Genomic DNA, 17,596 nt, shown 5'->3' on the forward strand with positions numbered 1-17,596 from the left:
TTCACAGCCCATGCGCCGTTACTGAATAGGTTGCCCCTCCCCCGGGCGACTCTCGCCAAATCCACCCGGCACGGTCTTTACCCTCCCACCACCGGCAAACAGAAACAGGCAAAGCCCAAATAAGCCCGCGACTCGACCATCCGGTTGATGGCCGAGATCATCTGCGCACTGGAGAAATGTGCGTTCATTTGCGCCTCACTGGCCCAATAACCCGCCAGAATCCAGGTGCGCTGATCGTGCGGGCAAGGCGTCAGCCCATAGCCCAGGCAGCCCTCCGACTCACCCAGCCTCGAGGCCAGGGCCTGTAGAATATCCGGGGCACAGCCCTCCCCGGCGTTCAGGCGAATATGCACGGTATTGACGGCAACGATCGGCATGACCCCTCCTCACTTCGCGTTCCCGGCCAGCAGCCTCAACGCCACGCAGAATGACAAGGCCGCCGCCACGGCACCGGCCAGGTAGACCGACGCCATGCCGCCCATGGCCGCCAACGCGCCCGCCAATGGGCTGGTGATGGCCAGGGAAATATCCAGAAATGCCACATAGGCGCCCATGGCCAGGCTGCGGGCTTGAGGCGGCGCACGGCGCACGGCCTCGACGCCAAAGCCTGGAAAGGCCAGCGAGTAGCCAAAGCCGGTCAAGGCCACGCCCAGGTAGGCAACCAGCGCCGTATCGGCCGTCCAGATCAGCCCTTGGCCCAACGCCTCGATTGCCACGCAAACCAGGGCCACCCTCGCGCCTCCCAGTTTGTCCGGCAGGTGGCCGAAGGGAATACGCGCGCCGATAAAGGCCACACCGAACACCGTGAAGGCCAGCGAGGCATTGCCCCAGTGGCGGGAAGCGAACAACAGGGCGATAAAGGCGGTGATCAGGCCAAATCCCACGCTCGAGAACGCCAGGCCCAGGCCCGGTTTCCACACGGCCGCCAGCACGGTGTAAAACGGTGTGCGTCGGGCCGCGCCAGGGGCAACGGCCTGCACACCACCGACCACGGCGACCGCCAGCAACGGAATCAGCATCGTCGCCACGGCAATACCGGCAAAACCCCACTGGACATTGACCGTTACGCCGAGCGGTGCGCCCAGCCCATAGGCACTGAACATGGCAATGCCGACCCAGGACATTACCTTGCCCGCGTTCTGCGGCCCGACCAGCCCGATGCCCCAGCCCAGCACACCGGTGACCACCAGGCTCTCGCCCAGCGCCAGCAGCATGCGCCCCGCCAGCAGTATCCAGACCGAAGCCGCGGGCATGTCGACAAACGCCAGCGATGCCAGGTAGACCAACCCCGAACTGGCGGCCACCAGAAAGCCGCTGATCACCGCACGCTTGGCGCCGCGCACATCAGCAAAATTGCCGGCCCAGGCCCGTGACAACAGCGCCGCCGCGAACTGCGAGCCCACCACCAATCCCACCACCAGCGTGCCCATGCCGAGGGTGTCATGCAGGTGCAGTGGCAGCACGGGCAGTTGCATGCCGATCACAAGAAAGCCAATGAAAATGGCGAGGGTGATCGGCAGTAGCTTCAGGAAAACACCGGGATTGGCCGTGGCAGATGCCGACGGTTGGGCAGATGCGGCAGAAACGGATGAAAGCAACGGCGTGCCGTCGAAGTCAGGTTTGACAGATTGATTCATGGTTTTTTCCAGGCAACTCTTCAGTGGCAGCGACACGTGGCTGGCCCTGCTGAAGGAGGTCTTTAAGCGCGTTGGTTGACGTGAACGCTTACGGCCGGAATACGGCGGATGTTGCTCGCAAATGATTGAAATGCGACGAATCATTCACATTTCCAGAATACGATGGATGCGTCGTTGCCACTATTCGCATTTGTTACGCCGGGCCCACCCCCGCCGTAAAGGCAGGCAGAGCCACGGCCTGCTTGGCAAAGAGGCCTTGGGCGCGCCTCTTCGGCTGGACTCATGAGGGTAATCCGGAGGGACTGCACTCAGGTTTTAGCGGCGGCGGGCACTAAGCCAATAGCTGCCCTCCCAGTTTTTCCAGACAACTGCAACATCCGGCAAAGACTCGAAATGGCTTTCCAGAAATACGCCGTTTTCCTACGCGCTATCGGCATGGGACAATATTGTGTGCGTCTGCGGTGGTGGCTAGAGTCCTGAGGTCGCTGCAAATTCAGCGATACGGGTTTCGCAGCCCGGTTGTGAGCTGGCGCACAGCGCCGCGAAAGCGGCTTTTTTATGTCCGCGTTATGGCGGACTGTGCGCAGGAGGCTTAGGCCTGCCGGTTACCTAGCTCACCGGTCTGCGAACCTGCGTACAGTTCGCCACCCTTGTCTCGCAGCGAGTGTGGATGAACCTCACTGAACTGAGCTAGGAGATCCGCCATGGTCAAGAAAATCACCCCAGACCCACCACCTTGCAGCACTTCCAATGTTGCGGAAAAAGCGACCTGTCCGAGCCGGGTAACGCGCGATTCGCGGGGACAGATCCCATCAAAGCCGCCGCACGATCAAACGCCGATACTTCTCGAAACGCTGCCCGCCACGGCATTCAAAGCCGTCGAATCCAACACCTCGTCCGCTCCCTCGCTGTTCTCTGTCCAACCCGGCATCACTGCCAGGGTCGCGCTGACCCAGGTATCGCAATTGCTCAAATCCGCCGAACTGAACGCCGATGAAATCTGCCCGCGCCTGAGTGGTTTCGAGCGCGATCTGCTGATGGGGCTGATCCATTGCGTGACCTTGTCACGAACCGTGGTGGATGCGCTGCTGGATGGGGCATCTGCACAGACTCACACCTGACGCTTGTGATTGGCACGCCGTGATGTTTGCGGCGACCGATGACTGATGCCACCCCATGGTCCGAACGGCGTGTCCCACTCTCAGGTAACGAAGTGAATTACTCCCACCTTCGCCGTGAACGAGCGTTTCAGCGATCATTTGCCCAGAAACGAAAAAAGCCCATCTTTCGATGAGCTTTTTCGTGTTTCTCCAGGGGGAGGTAATCACCAACAAATCCCGGAGCAAGTGGAACAATGTTATTGCCCAAGCCAGACCAAGTCAAGGAGTTGCCCAGTGCCCGTCTGCGCCGCCGATGCTCAAGCTGTCGAATCAGCGCTCTCCAAAGAACGGTTGAGCACCTATGTTCGTACGCTGAAGACGTCCAACACCCGGCATGCGTTGTCGTTGTACGCATGGAACGCGAAGATTTCCGGTGCGTTCATGCTCCCTCAACAAATATGCGAAGTGGCGGTCCGCAACGCGGCATCCGAAGTCCTGGGTCAGGTTTATGGGCCCCAGTGGCCCTGGTCGATCAGTTTTGAGCGGAGCCTGCCAGATCCCCATTCTGGATTCAGTATGCGCAAGGAAATGGAGTCAGCACGGAGCAAGGCGCGTTCGCGCAACGCAGGTGCAGTCATCCCGGAATTGAAATTCGCATTCTGGGGCAAGCTTTTCACGCACAGGTTTGATGATCGCTTGTGGTTGCCTCACCTACTGACGTCATTCCCTGGCCTGCCTGCCGGCAGGAGCCCCGCACACTGCCGACAAATGATTTTTGACGCATTGGAAGGCGTTAGAAAAATCCGAAATCGGATTGCCCACCACGAGCCCATTTTTGCCAGGAGCCTGGTTGCCGACCTGGAGCGGATGATGAATCTCGTTTCGTGGAGATGCCCCAGAACCGCTGCATGGCTGAGCAAAATCGAAGGCGTCAGTGCCTTGCTCAGCCAGCGTCCTTAACGAGTGTCCTATGACGCACAGTTGGCCGTCACCGCCTTGATGTTCTTTTCCAGATTTTTCAGGCTGTACTCTTCAAGCTGAAAATTGAACCCGTTCTTGTTGTTCAGGCGCTCCGGACGCAGCATCGCGGGGTTGCCGTCAATATCGAACAGCTTGGCGAGATGCTGCACATCCACTTTTCGCTCGGTCATGTTATCGAAATGGCGGACAACTTCGCCCAGCGGTATGGGCCGTTCGGCCTGACGGCTCATCCAGTCCTCAAGACGCAGGGGACGGGTGGCCCCATCGCCCAGATCGGATTGATAGAGAAAGGCATCGCGCTGGGGTTTGTTGCTCGCCGGCAGATCGATGACATAGGCGTGCCCCATGGCCTCGTCGTTGACCCGGAGAATGAAGTTCCTGTCTGCTGGCAATGACGCCAGTTGCTGCTTCAACTGCGACAAGGACAGGGGTTGGCCGTGTTCGAAGCTGTAGCTGCGCTGGCTGCTGTCCAGAAACAGCTTCATCACGTTATTCGCGGTCACTCCGCAAACAGGCGCATTGAAGCGCTTGCTGCTGCCCAACATGGCTTCCACGTCCTGCTTCGAGCAGCCCCAATCCTTCGCCGTCTGCTCGATATTACGGTCGATCGCCGCGAGAATTTCCCCAGGATTCTTGTAATGAATCGGCACCTCGTTGTTATCGCTGTTGAGCAAGGCGTTGGCCTTGATATTTTGCGCGGTCATCTTGGCGAAATGCTGCAGGTGCCTTGTCGACGGGTTGTTGACCGGCTGGGCCGCGGTCGAGGTTGATGCCCTGGCAACCGCGTTGCTGTTGTTCGTCCGTGATTGCAGGCGTGGATCTGGCTGACTCGGGCGCAATGAGTTGAGGTAATTTCTCATGGTGGGTGTCCTGGCTGATAGTCCGGACACAGTGAGTGAACGGACAGGCCATTCCGGTTCCACGGGAAAAGTGTCCGGTCAGCGCGTCAATCCCAACCGCTCATGCCACTCGGCGATGGATTCCTCGGGATAACCCTCGAACTGCTGGTCGCCTGCTCGCACGTCGACCTCGACCCAGGGTGCCTTCGAATCCAGCAGCAGGTGCGTGTGCTCGGGCGGCACCGGCAGCGGTGTGTCGATGGCCGAGGCAAAGGGGTGGATCAGTTCCGGCCATTCGGGGCTGAACAACCACAGCGCGCTGCCGCACTCCTTGCAGAAATGCCGCTCGGCGCTGCTGCGATGACTGCGGGACTCGCCCTCGCCTTTCATCTTCGCGTGGTAGATGGCGATGTGCGGGCGCCCCCTGACTTTCAGCGTCGTCGCGTCGCCACCGAGGTTGATCGCATGACCGCCACCGCCTTGGGTCTTGCGACAGATCGAGCAATAGCAGCGCTGGTAGGGATAAGGGTGCGCGCTGGTAAGACTGAACGTTACCGCACCGCAATGGCAGGATCCTTCGAGCAGCATGGTCTTCCCTCCTGTATTGGCCTGATGATTCGAGCCCGGCCACGCCGGAAAGTGCAATGATTTTGCAGCTCATCGCGCCAGCCCGCGCCCCACGGCAGCTTTCCTATACTCAATCTTCAAGGGTTCGCCTCAAAGAGAGATGATATGAAGCATGCTGAAGTTCTGATCGTGGGCGCCGGTCCCACCGGTCTGGTCCTGGCGCTCTGGCTGAGCAGACAGGGAATTGCCGTGCGGATCATCGACAGGACCGCCGAACCGGGCACCACCTCCCGTGCCCTGGCCGTGCAGGCGCGCACCCTGGAACTGTATCGGCAACTGGACCTCAGCGATGCCGTGATCGAGCATGGCCACAAGGTGCCGGCCGTCAATTTCTGGGTCAAGGGCGAACAGGCCGCCCGTCTGTCGCTGGCCGACATCGGCCAGGGCCTGACGCCCTACTCGTTCATGGAGATCTTTCCCCAGGACCAGCACGAGCGGCTGTTGGTCGAGCGGCTCGCGGCCCTTGGCGTGACGGTCGAACGCAGCACCGAACTGCTGGGGTTCGCCGATATCGGCAATGGCGTCAGCGCCCAGTTGCGCGGCGCCGATGGCACCGAGGAAAGCCTGCAGGTCGCTTACCTGGCCGGCTGCGACGGTGCCCGCTCGACCGTGCGCAAGGCCCTGGATATCGGCTATCCCGGCGGCACCTACCAGCAGATTTTCTATGTCGCCGATGTCCAGGCCTCGGGCCCGGCGATCAATGGCGAACTGCATGTGGACCTCGACGACGCGGACTTCCTCGCGGTCTTCCCCCTGGCTGGCGAGGGGCGTGCCCGGCTGATCGGCACGGTGCGCGACGAACGGGCCGAAGCATCCCATACCCTGCGCTTCGAGGACGTCAGCTCGCGGGCCATCGAACATATGGGGCTTGAGGTCGATCAGGTGAACTGGTTTTCCAGCTATCGGGTGCATCACCGGGTGGCCGACAGCTTCCGTTCCGGGCGGGTGTTCCTTCTGGGCGACGCCGCCCACGTGCACAGCCCGGCCGGCGGCCAGGGCATGAATACCGGAATCGGCGACGCGATCAACCTGGCCTGGAAGCTCGCGGCGGTCCTGCGCAACAAGGCCGAGGCGCGCTTGCTCGGCACCTACGAGACCGAGCGCATCGGCTTTGCCCGGCGCCTGGTCGCCACCACCGACCGGGCCTTCAGCTTTGCCACGGCCGATGGCTGGATCGCCAATCTGGTGCGCACACGCCTCGCGCCCCTGGTCGTGTCCCGGGTGGCGTCGCTGGAGGCGGCCCGCGAATTCCTGTTTCGCACGGTGTCGCAGATCACCCTGAACTACCGGGGCATGCCCTTGAGCATGGGCATCGCCGGCGAGATCCAGGGCGGCGACCGCCTGCCCTGGGCAGCGGATGCCGAGGATGACAACTTTGATTCCCTGACGTACATCGGCTGGCAGGTGCACGTGTACGGCAGCGCCAGCAGCGTGCTGAGCCAGTGGTGCGGCGAACGGCTGATGCCCCTGCACGTCTTCGAGTGGCGGGCCGTCCATGAAAGCGCCGGACTGGTGCGTAACGCCATCTACCTGTTGCGACCGGACAGCTATATTGCCCTCGCCGAGCCGCTGGGCAGCCCGGGCGGGATCGAGCGTTACTTCGAGGAGCGCGGGATCCGCTACCCCTGATCAGCCGCCCTTGGCCACCAGCCTGGCGAGCAGCTCGGCGCGACGTAGCCTCCAGGTTGACGAAAGACTACCGGAAAACTTCGCTGGGGATCGACAACTCAGGTGGTGCCTGGCGCACAGCAGGCAATCTGATGGCCCCCAGACTGTCTTGAAACAGCCAGAATCACTTTATTTTCAGACAGTTAGGTTGGGTTTAAATGCGCACTGTATGGGCTACGTTGATCTCGTTTTCCCTGGCGGGTGTCGCTCTTTGCGCCGATGGCAAGGAGCTGAAGTCCAATGACCGGTTCATGTGCAGCTGGGGCGCCGGCACGGCGGCCAGGGCCCAGGAGCTGAAGTTGTCGGGGGTTTCGCTGTATGCCGCGCGGCAGAAAATCCAGTCCTACAAGTTCAGCAAGAACTGGATGCGCATGATGGCCATGGGTATCACCGAACAGACCTACGACAGCAAGTCGCGGCTGAAACCCGAGGCCATCCGGCACAGCTTTTACGAGGATTGCGTCAAGTACAAGCTGGCGCGCCGCTAGAAGCTGTTCAGTTGGTCGCGACCTGGTCGGCATTACCCGAGGTCACCAGCGCCTTCAGCGAGGCATCGAACTGCTTCAGGGCATCGACCTGCAGTTCACGCTGCTGGTCGATCTGCGCGGCGATCTCCGGCGCGGCCTTGCCACGCACCCAGACCGAGGGCAGTTCCTTGCCGGTGGCGCCTTCGGCCTTGCCGATGTACTGCAGGTTCGAGTCATAGAACTTGGCGACAAAGCGGGCTTCGAACTGGTTGTTGCGCTTGGTCACCAGGCGGCTGTAGGTATCGAGCATCACCACCACGTCGGGCCGGGCCTGGACCACCGCGTCGAGGTTGTCGTAGACGGTCACCGAAGTGAAGTGTTTCTGCAACGAAGCCGTGAGCCAGTCGATCGCCAGTTTCGGATCGGAACTGTTGATGAACGCCGTGCTGATGCGCGAATCGAGGGCATCGTTCTTCGCCCCGTTCAACGCCACGCTGTGGTAGCGCTCAAGGTACTGGAGGGTGTTGACGGTGTTTTCGCTGTAGAGCACACCCACGGAGCGGGCCTGTTTCAGGCTGGCGCTGCTGTCGGCCACGGGCAGGAAATGGCAGGCCTGGTCATCGGCCGCGCCGCTGGCGGCATAGGCGGGAACAGTCGCGGTCATACCGGTGCCGAGGATGGCGACAAAAGCCAGCAGGGTCGAAATTCTCATCGCTCGGGTTCCTTCAGAAGCAGGTTCGGTATGACGCTATCTTCCTCTTTCGCCCGAAAAACAGAACTTGCGTTTCTCGATGGTCACTATCAACCGAACGAATGGTGGAAGGCAGCGAGCTGCAATGTCGACGTCACTCAGGCTGATGTCCTGAAACGTCCCTCCCTGGCGCTGAGCGGCGGCTTTACTCACGCAATGACTCCAGGAAGAGCCTAGCAGAGACAAGACGCGACACGGGCATTTTCTGACCTTTCGGACAGGCTGCATTCAACCTTCGAAGGCAGCGCAACCCTGGCTATAACCCGGCGGACTATTCAGCCTGGAACAAATAACTTAGGCGTCTGAACACGGGCAAAAGTCACCTCGGCCGACAGATAATGTTCAATCGCCGAAAAGCCCCTCGGACAGCCCTTCGGCACAAACCCGCGCCCGGGCCACCAGCGCCTCGATCCAGGGCACCTCCGCCGGATTGACCACGGCATAGCGGTCCGGCGCAAAGAACGTCCAGTGATGGGCCGCCGCGGTCAGCCGCGCCAGCTCGTCGGGGTTCAGCCAATACTCGGTGCGGGTGACCAGCAGCGGCGCCGCGGAAAACCGCATTCCCAGGGACAGGTTGGTGCGCGGCGCAAAGACAATCGCCAGCTCATGACTCAACTGCCAGTGCCGGTCCGCCGTGGGGCGTACCTGCGTGCCGTAACCACGGAAAGTCCCGGCGATGCGCTGGCGCAGTACCAGCCAGCGCCCTTCGACCGTCCGCGCCAGCACCCACTCCGAGATTCCGCTGTCGGGCATTTCTCTGATCTGGCCATCGATCCACTGGGGAATCTGGTGCCGGTCGGGATCGAAGTCGTTCGACCACAGGCTGATCGCGGATACCAGGCGGTGCTGCTCCAGTTCGACTTCGCCGGTCTCGGGCATGGCCTGCCAATAACGCAGCCGCGGATCCTGCGCGGCACAACGTCGATTCCAGGCCACCCAACCGCCGACCAGCAGCAGCGTGCTGGTCACCAGCCCCGCGACGATCACCGGCCAATGCCGGGCAGGATCGAAATCAGGCGCCAGCAGCCATTGATAGAGCGACAGGACAATCCACAGGAGCAGCGCCGGCATCCAGGTCCCGATCACCAGCGGCAGGATCAGCCACTCCAGCCAGCCGCTGGTGTGAACGCGCGCCTGATAACGCGCCCAGGCCTGCTCCTGCGGCAGCATCGGCGACGGATCGCGGGCGATGATCCGGGCGTCAGGCGTGTGGAAGCGCAGGTAAAGCTCATGTTCGTTGGCGGGCATAGCGAATGGCGGTCCTTGCCCGGGCTCGCATCACGCAAGCCGTCACGGGGTGGGCGGCAACGGTAGCACAGGCGCCCGGCCGGTTTTCTTGCACAGCCTAGGAACAGGCCTCGACCACCCACCTCACCTTTTCCAGCGCACCGCGCAACGCACCCAGTTGCACCGACCCCAGGGCCAGACGCAGGGCATGGGGCACATGGGCGGAAATGGCAAAGGGCTCGGCGGTCGAGACCGAAACGTTCCGGTCCAGCAACTCGCGGGTGATATGGTCCGCCCGCGCCTCCTCGGACAACGGCAGCCAGAGGAAATAGGACGAGGGATGAGTGATACAGGGCAGCCCCGCCAGTACCTGTGCCGCCAGAGCCTGTCGGGCCCGGGCGTCCTCGCGCTTTTCGGCCTCCAGGCGCATGACCGTGCCATCGTCGAGCCAGGCACAGGCCAGGGCCGTCATCACGCCCGGGGTATTCCAGGTGGTTGCCCGGATCGTTCGCTGCAAGGTCGCCACCCTGTCCGGTGGCGCCACGACAAAACCCACCCGCAAGCCGGTGGCGATATTCTTCGAAAAACCGGAGACATAGACCGTCCGTTCGGGGGCCAACTCGATCAACGGCGCCGGAGGATCCTCGGCCAGGAAGGCATAGGCGGCATCCTCGATCACCAGCAGGTCGTGCCGGCGGGCAATCGCCACCAAGTGCTCGCGCTGCCCCATGTCCAGCACCCAGCCCAGCGGATTGTGCAACGTCGGCATGGTGTACAGCGCCCGCACGCGTCGCCCCTGGCAGAGGCGATCCAGGGCCTCCAGGTCGGGGCCATGATCGAGCACCGGAATCGGCAGGATCTCCAGGTGCAGGGCCTCGGCCAGCACCTTGAAGCCGGAATAGGTCAGCGCATCGGCGGCAATCACATCGCCGGGCTGCAGCAGCGCCATCATCGTCACCGCCAGGCCATGCTGGGCACCGCTGACCAGCAGCACCTGCTCGGCCGTCACCGCCAGCCCGCGCACCTGCAGGTGGCGGGCCACCGAGGCACGTTCATGCTGGCGCCCGGCATGGGGCTGATAGCGCAACAGGGACTCCAGGTCGCCCGACAGCGCGAGTTGCCGCAACGCATTGCGCAGCAGTTCCGACTGGCCCGGCAGCGCCGGGTAGTTGAAGTTGAGGTCCGCCACGCCCACGGCGATTTCCGGCTGGTCGATGCCCTGCCCCGGTGGCAGCGACGTTTCCCTGACAAAGGTGCCGCGCCCCGTCTCGCCACTGACCAGACCCATGGCTTCCAGCTCGCCATAGACCCGGCTGGCCGTCACCAGCGCCAGCCCGTGGCTCGCGGCCAGCTGGCGATGAGGCGGCAGGCGCGTACCCGGTGACAGGCGCCCGGAGCGGATATCCGCCGCCAGGCTGTCCACCAGCGATTTGTAGCGTGAGCGTGGCATAGCGAATGTATCCATGACAATTTTTTGATTGTCATGATATTCAACCCTAGGATGCCTTTTGTGCAACCCCTGATGCGGTGGCGCAATCCCTCCCAGGCCAACCGTACGGAGCAAGCCCTGAATGGAACAGACATCGAACCTGCAAAACCCGCCGACCAGCAAACCCGCCAGCGGGTGGCTCAACGGCTTTATTGGCGTGCTGATCTTCAGTGGCTCGCTGCCCACCACACGACTGGCGGTGCTGGAGTTCAGTCCGGTATTCCTCACGGTGGCCCGGGCCAGCATCGCCGGGCTGGTGGCCCTGGGCATGCTGTGGCTGTTCCGGGAGCGGCGCCCTGCCCGCGGTCAATGGCTATCGCTGGGGATCGTCGCCCTGGGGGTGGTCCTCGGATTCCCGCTGTTGACCGCCCTGGCCTTGCAGTATGTGACCTCGGCCCACTCCATTGTCTTCGTCGGCCTGCTGCCCCTGGCTACCGCCGCCTTTGGCGTGTTGCGCGGAGGCGAGCGGCCACGCCCGGTATTCTGGTTGTTCTCGGTCCTGGGCAGCCTGCTGGTGGTGGGTTATGCCCTGTCCCAGGGGCTCAGCGCGGCGCCGGCCGGTGATCTGCTGATGTTGCTGGCGATTCTGGTCTGCGGCCTGGGTTATGCCGAAGGTGCCAAGCTCTCGCGGACCCTCGGCGGCTGGCAGGTGATCTGCTGGGCGCTGGTGCTGTCACTGCCGGTGATGCTGCCACTGACATGGCTGATCACCCCGCCGTCGTTCTCGGGCATCACCCCGGCGGCGTGGGCCAGCCTGGCCTACGTCTCGCTGTTCAGCATGCTGATCGGCTTCGTGTTCTGGTACCGCGGCCTGGCCCAGGGCGGCATTGCCGCGGTCGGCCAGTTGCAACTGCTGCAACCCTTCTTCGGCCTGGCACTGGCCGCCACCCTGCTGCATGAGCAGGTCAGCCTGGGCATGCTGGCAGTGACCGTGGCGGTGATCCTGTGCGTGGCAGGGGCGAAGAAGTTTTCCAGGTAGGGAATCAGGGTCCGGCGCCAGTCGCCGGATCTCGCTGTCGGTACAATGGAACATCCCGTCTCGTCCAGCTCACCTATCCATGTAGGCCGATAACTACAGAGATATCCCACACTTATTCAAGCAGCAAGCCAGGATGATTTTCATTATTTCCAAATAACAAAAAACCTATCCGTTCGGCCAGTTATTAGCCTCTGCAAAATCATATTAAATATCTACTTACAAAAGTAGCGACCCAGCTTATCCATATAAACATCGCTTCTTTTGTACCCCCACACAGATGAACTCACTCGGCGTGCCCCGCACCGCCGCACTGTCAGGAGTAGATATGAACATCATCAATACCAATGGCGCCTTGCCTTTATCCGGGTACAACCCTTATACCCATACAGCAAAAACCTCCCGGTCGGCCCAGCAGGATACGTTTTCAATCGGCGAACTCACGGATACGCAAAACAAGACGGACAAGGTCAGTCTCAGCACTGCCGGTATCCAGGCATCAGATGATGCCGTGGATCCGCCGATTCCCGAGGGCGGAATGCCGAACTGGCTGGGTGAGTTTTACTACGACCTTACAAGCATATCCTGGATTGGATGCCCGGCCACTTATGTACCCCCTGAAAACCAGAAGTTTTCAAACCTATCATCTGGTGAAACAATTGAGTTCTTCTCTTTGCTGGACACAAAAATTCGTAACACCTACGAAAAGCATGGCCTTATGGACGAGAAAAGCATAAACAAGGCAATCAATTCAAAAATTGAAAACGAGAAGCTGCATCAGACATTCCTGGAAGAACTGAAATCCGATCCTCAGATGTTCGCGCTTGTGAACAAGCTCGGAATTTCTCTTTCCTGAAAATACAGCCTATGCCTTCAGAAGCCACAGGTAGCCAACATCCCCTTGGCATTCCCGCCAGACACTACCTTTCACCGGAAACCGATACCGTCAGGGTCCTGCAAGGGCTATCCCGACCCTGACCGGGACAGCGCTCGATCATGCCAGCGCCGGGCGATCCAGATTCACCCACTCCTGCACCGCAGGCCGCTGCCATTGGCGTTGCGCATAGGCCGCCAGGGCCGGCGGCAGCGGATCGCCATTGAGCAACAGGCGGTTGAGCATCAGCGCCAGATCGACGTCGACAATCGACCATTGACCGAACAGATACTCACGACCATCGCTCAGCAGGGCCTGTGCGGCGTCGATCAGCTTGTCCGCGGCGCCCTCGCCGGCGGCCGACAACGGGCCATAACCCTGGCCGTAGAACACCACCAGGGTCGAGCGCTCCTGACGCAGCGCCAGCAGGTCGCTGCGCAACCAGGCCTGGATCTGCCGGGCCCGCGCGCGTTGCCGGGGCTCCCGTGGATAAAGCGGGGCCTGGGGAAAACGTCCTCCAGGTACTCGGTGATCGCCGAAGACTCGGACAGGGCAAAGTCGTCCAGCACCAGAGTCGGCACGCGCCGGGTCAGGGACAGCCGGGCATAACCCGCGGCCTGCTGCTCCGAGGAATCCAGGTCCAGCGGATGCAGATCGAAGTCGATAGCCTTTTCGCGCAGGGCCACAAATACCGAGAGGGCATAGGGACTGGTGAATTGAGTATCAACGTAAAGGCACGCACGGGCATCGTTCATGGCAAACTCTCCTCTGGATGTGGGTATCACGCTACGAGATCCGCCCAGATAAGGAAAATCATGGATTTTCATGGGTGTATTCCCGAGCGGAATACCTGCAGGTCGGCTAAGGTTAAAAGCCGCTGCTCCAGGCTCGTTCTCCTGAAGAGCGAATGTTCCAGAATCTGAAACTCATGGATGAAATGATGAACGCACAACTGCTGTTCCCCCATATTGGCAAGGTCATTGCCAGCACAGGCAGTCGCAGTTTCCCACGGATGTTGCACGACCTGATCCTCACCCAGTTGTCCGTGGATGCCACGCATATCCGCAAGGTGCAGGCGGACTCGGAGTTCCCCGCCTCGTCGAGAAACGCCGATAACGAGGTGATAGGGCGTACCGACCTGCTCACCGCCGCCTCCAGTGGCAAGGAGTCAGCCTTGCACCTGACCCGGCGCAAGGACGACTACAGCTACATGATTTCCGTGTATCGCTCGAACCAGTCACAGCGCTTTTCCGCCCGGGAACGCAGCATCCTGCAGGACTTCTCTCCCGTACTGCTGCCCATGGTGGAAAAGCACATCAGCGCCCTGCAACCCCTGGTCGCCGCGCCGGACGAGCAACCCGGGCCGCAGGAGAACCTGGAAAGCCAGGGGTTACAGACCTTGCGCCTGCGTTTCGCCGATCGCCTGTCACAATCGGGGCTGACCCTGTCGAATCGCGAAATGGAAGTCTGTGTCGGCCTGCTCGCCGGGCGCACTGCCCCCGAGCTGGCCGAACGGTTCCAGTTGAAGGTCAATACCGTCGAGAGCTACCTCAAGCGCGCGGCGATCAAGATGGGCATCAGCGGGCGGCATTCACTGATGCGCTGGATGTATGCCTCGGAAGAAATGTCCGCCACGGCGGGACCGTTCAACGTCGTCTAGCACCACCGCCCTTGTAGGAGCCGGCAAGCCGGCTCCTACAACAGGCCTTGGGGCCGTCCACAGATCGATCGAGACGGATTCGCTCAGTCCCGCGCCAACGCTTCGATCGGGTCCAGCCGGGAAGCGTTGCGCGCCGGGACAAAGCCGAAGACGATACCGATCAGGGTCGAACAGATAAACGCGGTAATGATCGCGCCTATCGAGAACACCATCTGCCACTCCTTGATAAACAGCGAAAACAGGTAACCGATACCGAACGACAGGGAAATGCCGATCGCCCCGCCAAGCAGGCAGACCATCACCGCTTCCACCAGGAACTGCTGGCGGATATCCGACTGACGCGCCCCCACCGCCATGCGAATACCGATCTCGCGGGTCCGTTCGGTCACCGAAACCAACATGATATTCATCACGCCGATGCCACCGACCACCAGCGAGATCACCGCGATCAACGACAGCAGCAACGCCAGCGAACGGCTGGTCTTCTGCACCGTCTGCATGATGCTGTCGAGGTTGTTGGTGAAAAAGTCCTTGGTGCCGTGACGCTGCAACATCAGCTTGACCACATTGTCTTCCACCACCTTGCTCGGCTGCCCGTCCTTGATCCGCACCGTGATGCTGTCCAGGTGACGTTGCCCGAGCAGGCGTCCCGCCGCCGTTTCATAAGGCACCCAGACATTCAGCAGCTTGCTGGCGGCAAAGAGGTTCTTGCTGTCGGCCGTCACGCCAATCACCGTGCACGGCAGGTTGCCCACCAGGATCACCTGGCCCAGGGGGTCGACCGTGGGCCCGAACAGGCGTAGCCGGGTGTTGTGGTCGATCACCACCACCTGGGCCTGGCGCCGGGCATCGTGCTCGCTGAAGGGTATGCCCGCCTCCATCCTGATGCCGCGTACCTGGAAATAACGGTCGCTGACACCATTGACCTGCGCGTTGACGTCGACATTGCCATGGCGCAGCAACAGATTGCGCCCGACCACCGGGGTCGCGCTGTCGACGTAGTACAGCTGGCTCAGGGCCTGGACATCGGCTGGCACCAGGGTCTCGATGCTGTTGGCCCGGCTGTCGCCGAAACTGCTGCCCGGATAGATATCGATGGTGTTGCTGCCGATGGCCTGGATGTCCTTGAGCACATAGCGCTTGGCGCCCTCGCCGATGGCCGAGATCGACACCACCGAGGTGATGCCGATGACGATGCCGAGCATGGTCAACAGGGTGCGCATGCGGTGGGAGATCAGCGCCACCCAGGCCATGTTGAAGGCCTCCTTGAACAAGCCCAGGCTGGCCACCAGCCGGCGTGCGCCACGGGACGCCAGGCTGGCCGGCTCGACCTGCGGCGGCGCGCTCACCGCCCGTTCGTTGGCGCGATCACTGACGATCTCGCCATCGCGAACTTCGATGATCCGCTCGGCATTGGCGGCCACCTTGGCATCGTGGGTGACGATGATCACCGTATGACCGGCGGCATGCAATTCCAGCAGGATCTGCATCACCTCCTTGCCACTGTGGGTGTCGAGGGCCCCGGTGGGTTCGTCGGCGAGGATCACCTCGCCGCCGTTCATCAGCGCCCGGGCAATGCTCACCCGCTGCTGCTGGCCGCCGGAAAGTTGGTTCGGCCGATGGCTCAGGTGCCCGGCCAGGCCGAGGCGATCGAGCAGCTCGCGGGCCCGCTCATGGCGCTTGGATTCGCCGGTGCCGGCATAGATCGCCGGCATCTCGACGTTGTGCAGCGCGCTCAGGTGCGGCAGCAGGTGGTAGCGCTGGAAGATGAAGCCGAAGTAGTCGCGCCGCAGTTCGGCCAACTCTTCGTTGCCCAGGTCGCGGGTTTCGCGGCCATTGATCCGATAGCTGCCGGCAGTGGCGTAGTCGAGGCAACCGAGGATATTCATCAGCGTCGATTTGCCCGAGCCCGAGGCGCCGGTGATCGCCACCATTTCCCCGGCCTCGATACTCAGGTCGATGTTCCCGAGCGCAGTGAATTCGCGCTCCCCGGCCGTGAAGCGACGGGTGATGCCCTTGAGTTCCAGCAGTGGCTGCGTCATCGTCAGACCCCCGCCACGGCAGGCGTCGCTTCGCCGATCACCACCCGATCACCCTCCTGCAGGCCATCCTTGATCTGTACCTTGACGTTGTTGTTGATTCCCGTGTGCACGTTGCGCACCAGAGCCATGCCCCTGGCGTCGAGCACCCGCACCGGGAAACTGCCGTCGGGGTTACGTGCCCCGAGGGCGGCCACCGGTACGCTCAGGGCGTCCCTGGCGGTATCGAGGACGATGCGCACCTGGGCGGTCATGGCGATGCGCAGGCGATGGTCGGGGTTGGGCACATCGAACAGCGCGTTGTAGAACACCGCCGTGTTCTGTTTCGGGGCGCCGGCGGTCTGGGTTTCCAGGAAGTTCTGCGGCGCCGGCTCAGTGCCGCGCAGCTTGGCGTAATAGCGCTTGTCCGCTTCGCCGAGAATGGTGAAATATACCTCCTGGCCGGGGCTGATATGAATCACGTCGGCCTCCGAGACCTGGGCCTTGACGGTCATGGTGTCCAGGTCCGCCAGCTTGAGCAGGATCGGCGCCAGCTGGTTGGCGATCACGGTCTGGCCCTCCTGGGTGACGACGCCCACCACGTCGCCGTCGATCGGCGCGACGATGCGGGTATAGGCCAGGTTGACCTTGGCCGTGTCGATCTGGATATGCGCGCTCTTGATCTGCGCATCGAGGGACAACAGATTGGCGCGCTGCACCTCATAGTTGGACTCGGCGGTCTCGAAATCCTGCTGGGAGATCGCCGCATCCGTCTGCAGGCCCAGGTAACGCTCGTAGACCGCCTTGGTCTGCTTGAGCTGGGCCTGGGTCGAACGGCGTTGCGCCTGCAGGTTTTCCTCGTCGACCTGGGCCTTGCGCAGGGTGTTCTGCAGCACCAGCGGATCGATTTCCGCCAGCCACTGGCCTTTCCTGACCTTGTCGCCGACCTTGACCTTGAGCGACTTCAACTGCCCGGAGACCTGGGCGCCGACATCCACCTGCCTGATGCCCTCCAGCAGGCCGGTGGCCAGGACGGCGTTCTCGATATCACCGCGCTCGACCGTGGCGGTCAGGTACTGCGGCGGTTCGGCGGGCGCCTTTACCGCGTAGACAATCAAGCCGGCGACCGCCACCAGCAACACACCCAGACCCATCTTGCGAAACTTCGACTTTTCCATAAGTAACCATCAATGCGTTGAGGGTGAGCCCGGCCGCTGGCCGGGCCCCACTGTAAAAAGAGCCCTTGAAAACACCCGGAACCCGCAGGACCCCGGCCAGTCCC

General features: G+C 61.9%; 16 protein-coding genes and 1 pseudogene. 7 read left to right on the top strand and 10 right to left on the bottom strand.

Going from position 1 to position 17,596, the window contains the following annotated elements:
• Positions 1–77 precede the first annotated feature (77 nt).
• Together KI243_RS19850 and KI243_RS19855 are read right to left on the bottom strand one after the other, a co-directional pair.
• Positions 78–377 (bottom strand): antibiotic biosynthesis monooxygenase family protein, encoded by a 300-nt coding sequence (locus KI243_RS19850; protein ID WP_212809791.1) that lies wholly within the window; start codon positions 375–377, stop codon positions 78–80.
• Between the two features lie 9 nt (positions 378–386).
• On the bottom strand, positions 387–1,637 hold the full coding sequence (locus KI243_RS19855) for an arabinose transporter (RefSeq protein ID WP_212809792.1): 1,251 nt from the start codon (positions 1,635–1,637) through the stop codon (positions 387–389).
• Between the two features lie 704 nt (positions 1,638–2,341).
• Here KI243_RS19855 and KI243_RS19860 point away from each other — a divergent pair.
• Both KI243_RS19860 and KI243_RS19865 read left to right on the top strand, forming a co-directional pair.
• Positions 2,342–2,758: a hypothetical protein gene (locus tag KI243_RS19860; RefSeq protein WP_212809793.1), complete on the top strand. Its 417-nt coding sequence runs from the start codon at positions 2,342–2,344 to the stop codon at positions 2,756–2,758.
• Positions 2,759–3,031: 273 nt separating this feature from the next.
• Complete coding sequence (locus tag KI243_RS19865) at positions 3,032–3,697, top strand: hypothetical protein (RefSeq protein ID WP_177128990.1); 666 nt, start codon at positions 3,032–3,034, stop codon at positions 3,695–3,697.
• A gap of 8 nt (positions 3,698–3,705) precedes the next feature.
• On the opposite strand, the gene KI243_RS19870 is transcribed toward KI243_RS19865, so the two are convergent.
• The gene (locus KI243_RS19870) at positions 3,706–4,641 is read right to left on the bottom strand and encodes a cycle-inhibiting factor (RefSeq protein ID WP_212809794.1); all 936 of its coding nucleotides are present in this window, start codon (positions 4,639–4,641) and stop codon (positions 3,706–3,708) included.
• A 15-nt stretch (positions 4,642–4,656) separates the two neighbouring features.
• Positions 4,657–5,145 carry a GFA family protein gene (locus tag KI243_RS19875; protein WP_212809795.1) on the bottom strand — a complete coding sequence of 163 codons (489 nt, stop codon included), beginning with the start codon at positions 5,143–5,145 and terminating at the stop codon, positions 4,657–4,659.
• Between the two features lie 144 nt (positions 5,146–5,289).
• Between KI243_RS19875 and KI243_RS19880 the strand changes: the two genes are divergently transcribed.
• Both KI243_RS19880 and KI243_RS19885 read left to right on the top strand, forming a co-directional pair.
• Positions 5,290–6,813: an FAD-dependent monooxygenase gene (locus KI243_RS19880; protein WP_212809796.1), complete on the top strand. Its 1,524-nt coding sequence runs from the start codon at positions 5,290–5,292 to the stop codon at positions 6,811–6,813.
• Positions 6,814–7,010: 197 nt separating this feature from the next.
• Positions 7,011–7,340 carry a hypothetical protein gene (locus KI243_RS19885; RefSeq protein WP_177087695.1) on the top strand — a complete coding sequence of 110 codons (330 nt, stop codon included), beginning with the start codon at positions 7,011–7,013 and terminating at the stop codon, positions 7,338–7,340.
• 7 nt (positions 7,341–7,347) lie between these two features.
• On the opposite strand, the gene KI243_RS19890 is transcribed toward KI243_RS19885, so the two are convergent.
• From KI243_RS19890 to KI243_RS19900, 3 genes are all read right to left on the bottom strand, one after another.
• The gene (locus KI243_RS19890) at positions 7,348–8,031 is read right to left on the bottom strand and encodes an ATPase (protein WP_177108043.1); all 684 of its coding nucleotides are present in this window, start codon (positions 8,029–8,031) and stop codon (positions 7,348–7,350) included.
• A 381-nt stretch (positions 8,032–8,412) separates the two neighbouring features.
• On the bottom strand, positions 8,413–9,318 hold the full coding sequence (locus KI243_RS19895; protein WP_212809797.1) for a hypothetical protein: 906 nt from the start codon (positions 9,316–9,318) through the stop codon (positions 8,413–8,415).
• Positions 9,319–9,415: 97 nt separating this feature from the next.
• A complete protein-coding gene (locus KI243_RS19900) occupies positions 9,416–10,747 on the bottom strand; it encodes a PLP-dependent aminotransferase family protein (protein ID WP_212809798.1) in 1,332 nt (443 codons plus the stop codon).
• Between the two features lie 121 nt (positions 10,748–10,868).
• Between KI243_RS19900 and KI243_RS19905 the strand changes: the two genes are divergently transcribed.
• Positions 10,869–11,765 carry a DMT family transporter gene (locus KI243_RS19905; RefSeq protein WP_212809799.1) on the top strand — a complete coding sequence of 299 codons (897 nt, stop codon included), beginning with the start codon at positions 10,869–10,871 and terminating at the stop codon, positions 11,763–11,765.
• Between the two features lie 325 nt (positions 11,766–12,090).
• The gene (locus tag KI243_RS19910) at positions 12,091–12,618 is read left to right on the top strand and encodes a hypothetical protein (RefSeq protein ID WP_177118750.1); all 528 of its coding nucleotides are present in this window, start codon (positions 12,091–12,093) and stop codon (positions 12,616–12,618) included.
• 138 nt (positions 12,619–12,756) lie between these two features.
• Here the strand turns inward: KI243_RS19910 and yfcF are convergent.
• Positions 12,757–13,391 (bottom strand): annotated as a pseudogene (gene yfcF / locus KI243_RS19915) (glutathione transferase).
• 185 nt (positions 13,392–13,576) lie between these two features.
• On the opposite strand from yfcF, the gene KI243_RS19920 reads away from it, so the two are divergent.
• Positions 13,577–14,296 carry a helix-turn-helix transcriptional regulator gene (locus tag KI243_RS19920; protein WP_042935743.1) on the top strand — a complete coding sequence of 240 codons (720 nt, stop codon included), beginning with the start codon at positions 13,577–13,579 and terminating at the stop codon, positions 14,294–14,296.
• An 83-nt stretch (positions 14,297–14,379) separates the two neighbouring features.
• On the opposite strand, the gene KI243_RS19925 is transcribed toward KI243_RS19920, so the two are convergent.
• Together KI243_RS19925 and macA are read right to left on the bottom strand one after the other, a co-directional pair.
• Complete coding sequence (locus tag KI243_RS19925) at positions 14,380–16,338, bottom strand: MacB family efflux pump subunit (protein WP_212809800.1); 1,959 nt, start codon at positions 16,336–16,338, stop codon at positions 14,380–14,382.
• Positions 16,339–16,340: 2 nt separating this feature from the next.
• A complete protein-coding gene (gene macA, locus KI243_RS19930; protein WP_212809801.1) occupies positions 16,341–17,492 on the bottom strand; it encodes a macrolide transporter subunit MacA in 1,152 nt (383 codons plus the stop codon).
• Positions 17,493–17,596: the final 104 nt, after the last annotated feature.

This window comes from Pseudomonas sp. Ost2, from assembly GCF_018326065.1.
In the GTDB taxonomy this organism is placed as follows: Bacteria; Pseudomonadota; Gammaproteobacteria; order Pseudomonadales; family Pseudomonadaceae; genus Aquipseudomonas; species Aquipseudomonas gingeri.

Bases quoted from the DNA above. Each gene is read 5' to 3' on its own strand.
- KI243_RS19850 (WP_212809791.1), bottom strand. From the start codon at position 377: ATGCCGATCGTTGCCGTCAATACCGTGCATATTCGCCTGAACGCCGGG.
- KI243_RS19855 (WP_212809792.1), bottom strand. From the start codon at position 1,637: ATGAATCAATCTGTCAAACCTGACTTCGACGGCACGCCGTTGCTTTCA.
- KI243_RS19860 (WP_212809793.1), top strand. From the start codon at position 2,342: ATGGTCAAGAAAATCACCCCAGACCCACCACCTTGCAGCACTTCCAAT.
- KI243_RS19875 (WP_212809795.1), bottom strand. From the start codon at position 5,145: ATGCTGCTCGAAGGATCCTGCCATTGCGGTGCGGTAACGTTCAGTCTT.
- KI243_RS19880 (WP_212809796.1), top strand. From the start codon at position 5,290: ATGAAGCATGCTGAAGTTCTGATCGTGGGCGCCGGTCCCACCGGTCTG.
- KI243_RS19885 (WP_177087695.1), top strand. From the start codon at position 7,011: ATGCGCACTGTATGGGCTACGTTGATCTCGTTTTCCCTGGCGGGTGTC.
- KI243_RS19890 (WP_177108043.1), bottom strand. From the start codon at position 8,031: ATGAGAATTTCGACCCTGCTGGCTTTTGTCGCCATCCTCGGCACCGGT.
- KI243_RS19895 (WP_212809797.1), bottom strand. From the start codon at position 9,318: ATGCCCGCCAACGAACATGAGCTTTACCTGCGCTTCCACACGCCTGAC.
- KI243_RS19900 (WP_212809798.1), bottom strand. From the start codon at position 10,747: ATGCCACGCTCACGCTACAAATCGCTGGTGGACAGCCTGGCGGCGGAT.
- KI243_RS19905 (WP_212809799.1), top strand. From the start codon at position 10,869: ATGGAACAGACATCGAACCTGCAAAACCCGCCGACCAGCAAACCCGCC.
- KI243_RS19910 (WP_177118750.1), top strand. From the start codon at position 12,091: ATGAACATCATCAATACCAATGGCGCCTTGCCTTTATCCGGGTACAAC.
- KI243_RS19920 (WP_042935743.1), top strand. From the start codon at position 13,577: ATGAACGCACAACTGCTGTTCCCCCATATTGGCAAGGTCATTGCCAGC.
- KI243_RS19925 (WP_212809800.1), bottom strand. From the start codon at position 16,338: ATGACGCAGCCACTGCTGGAACTCAAGGGCATCACCCGTCGCTTCACG.
- macA (WP_212809801.1), bottom strand. From the start codon at position 17,492: ATGGAAAAGTCGAAGTTTCGCAAGATGGGTCTGGGTGTGTTGCTGGTG.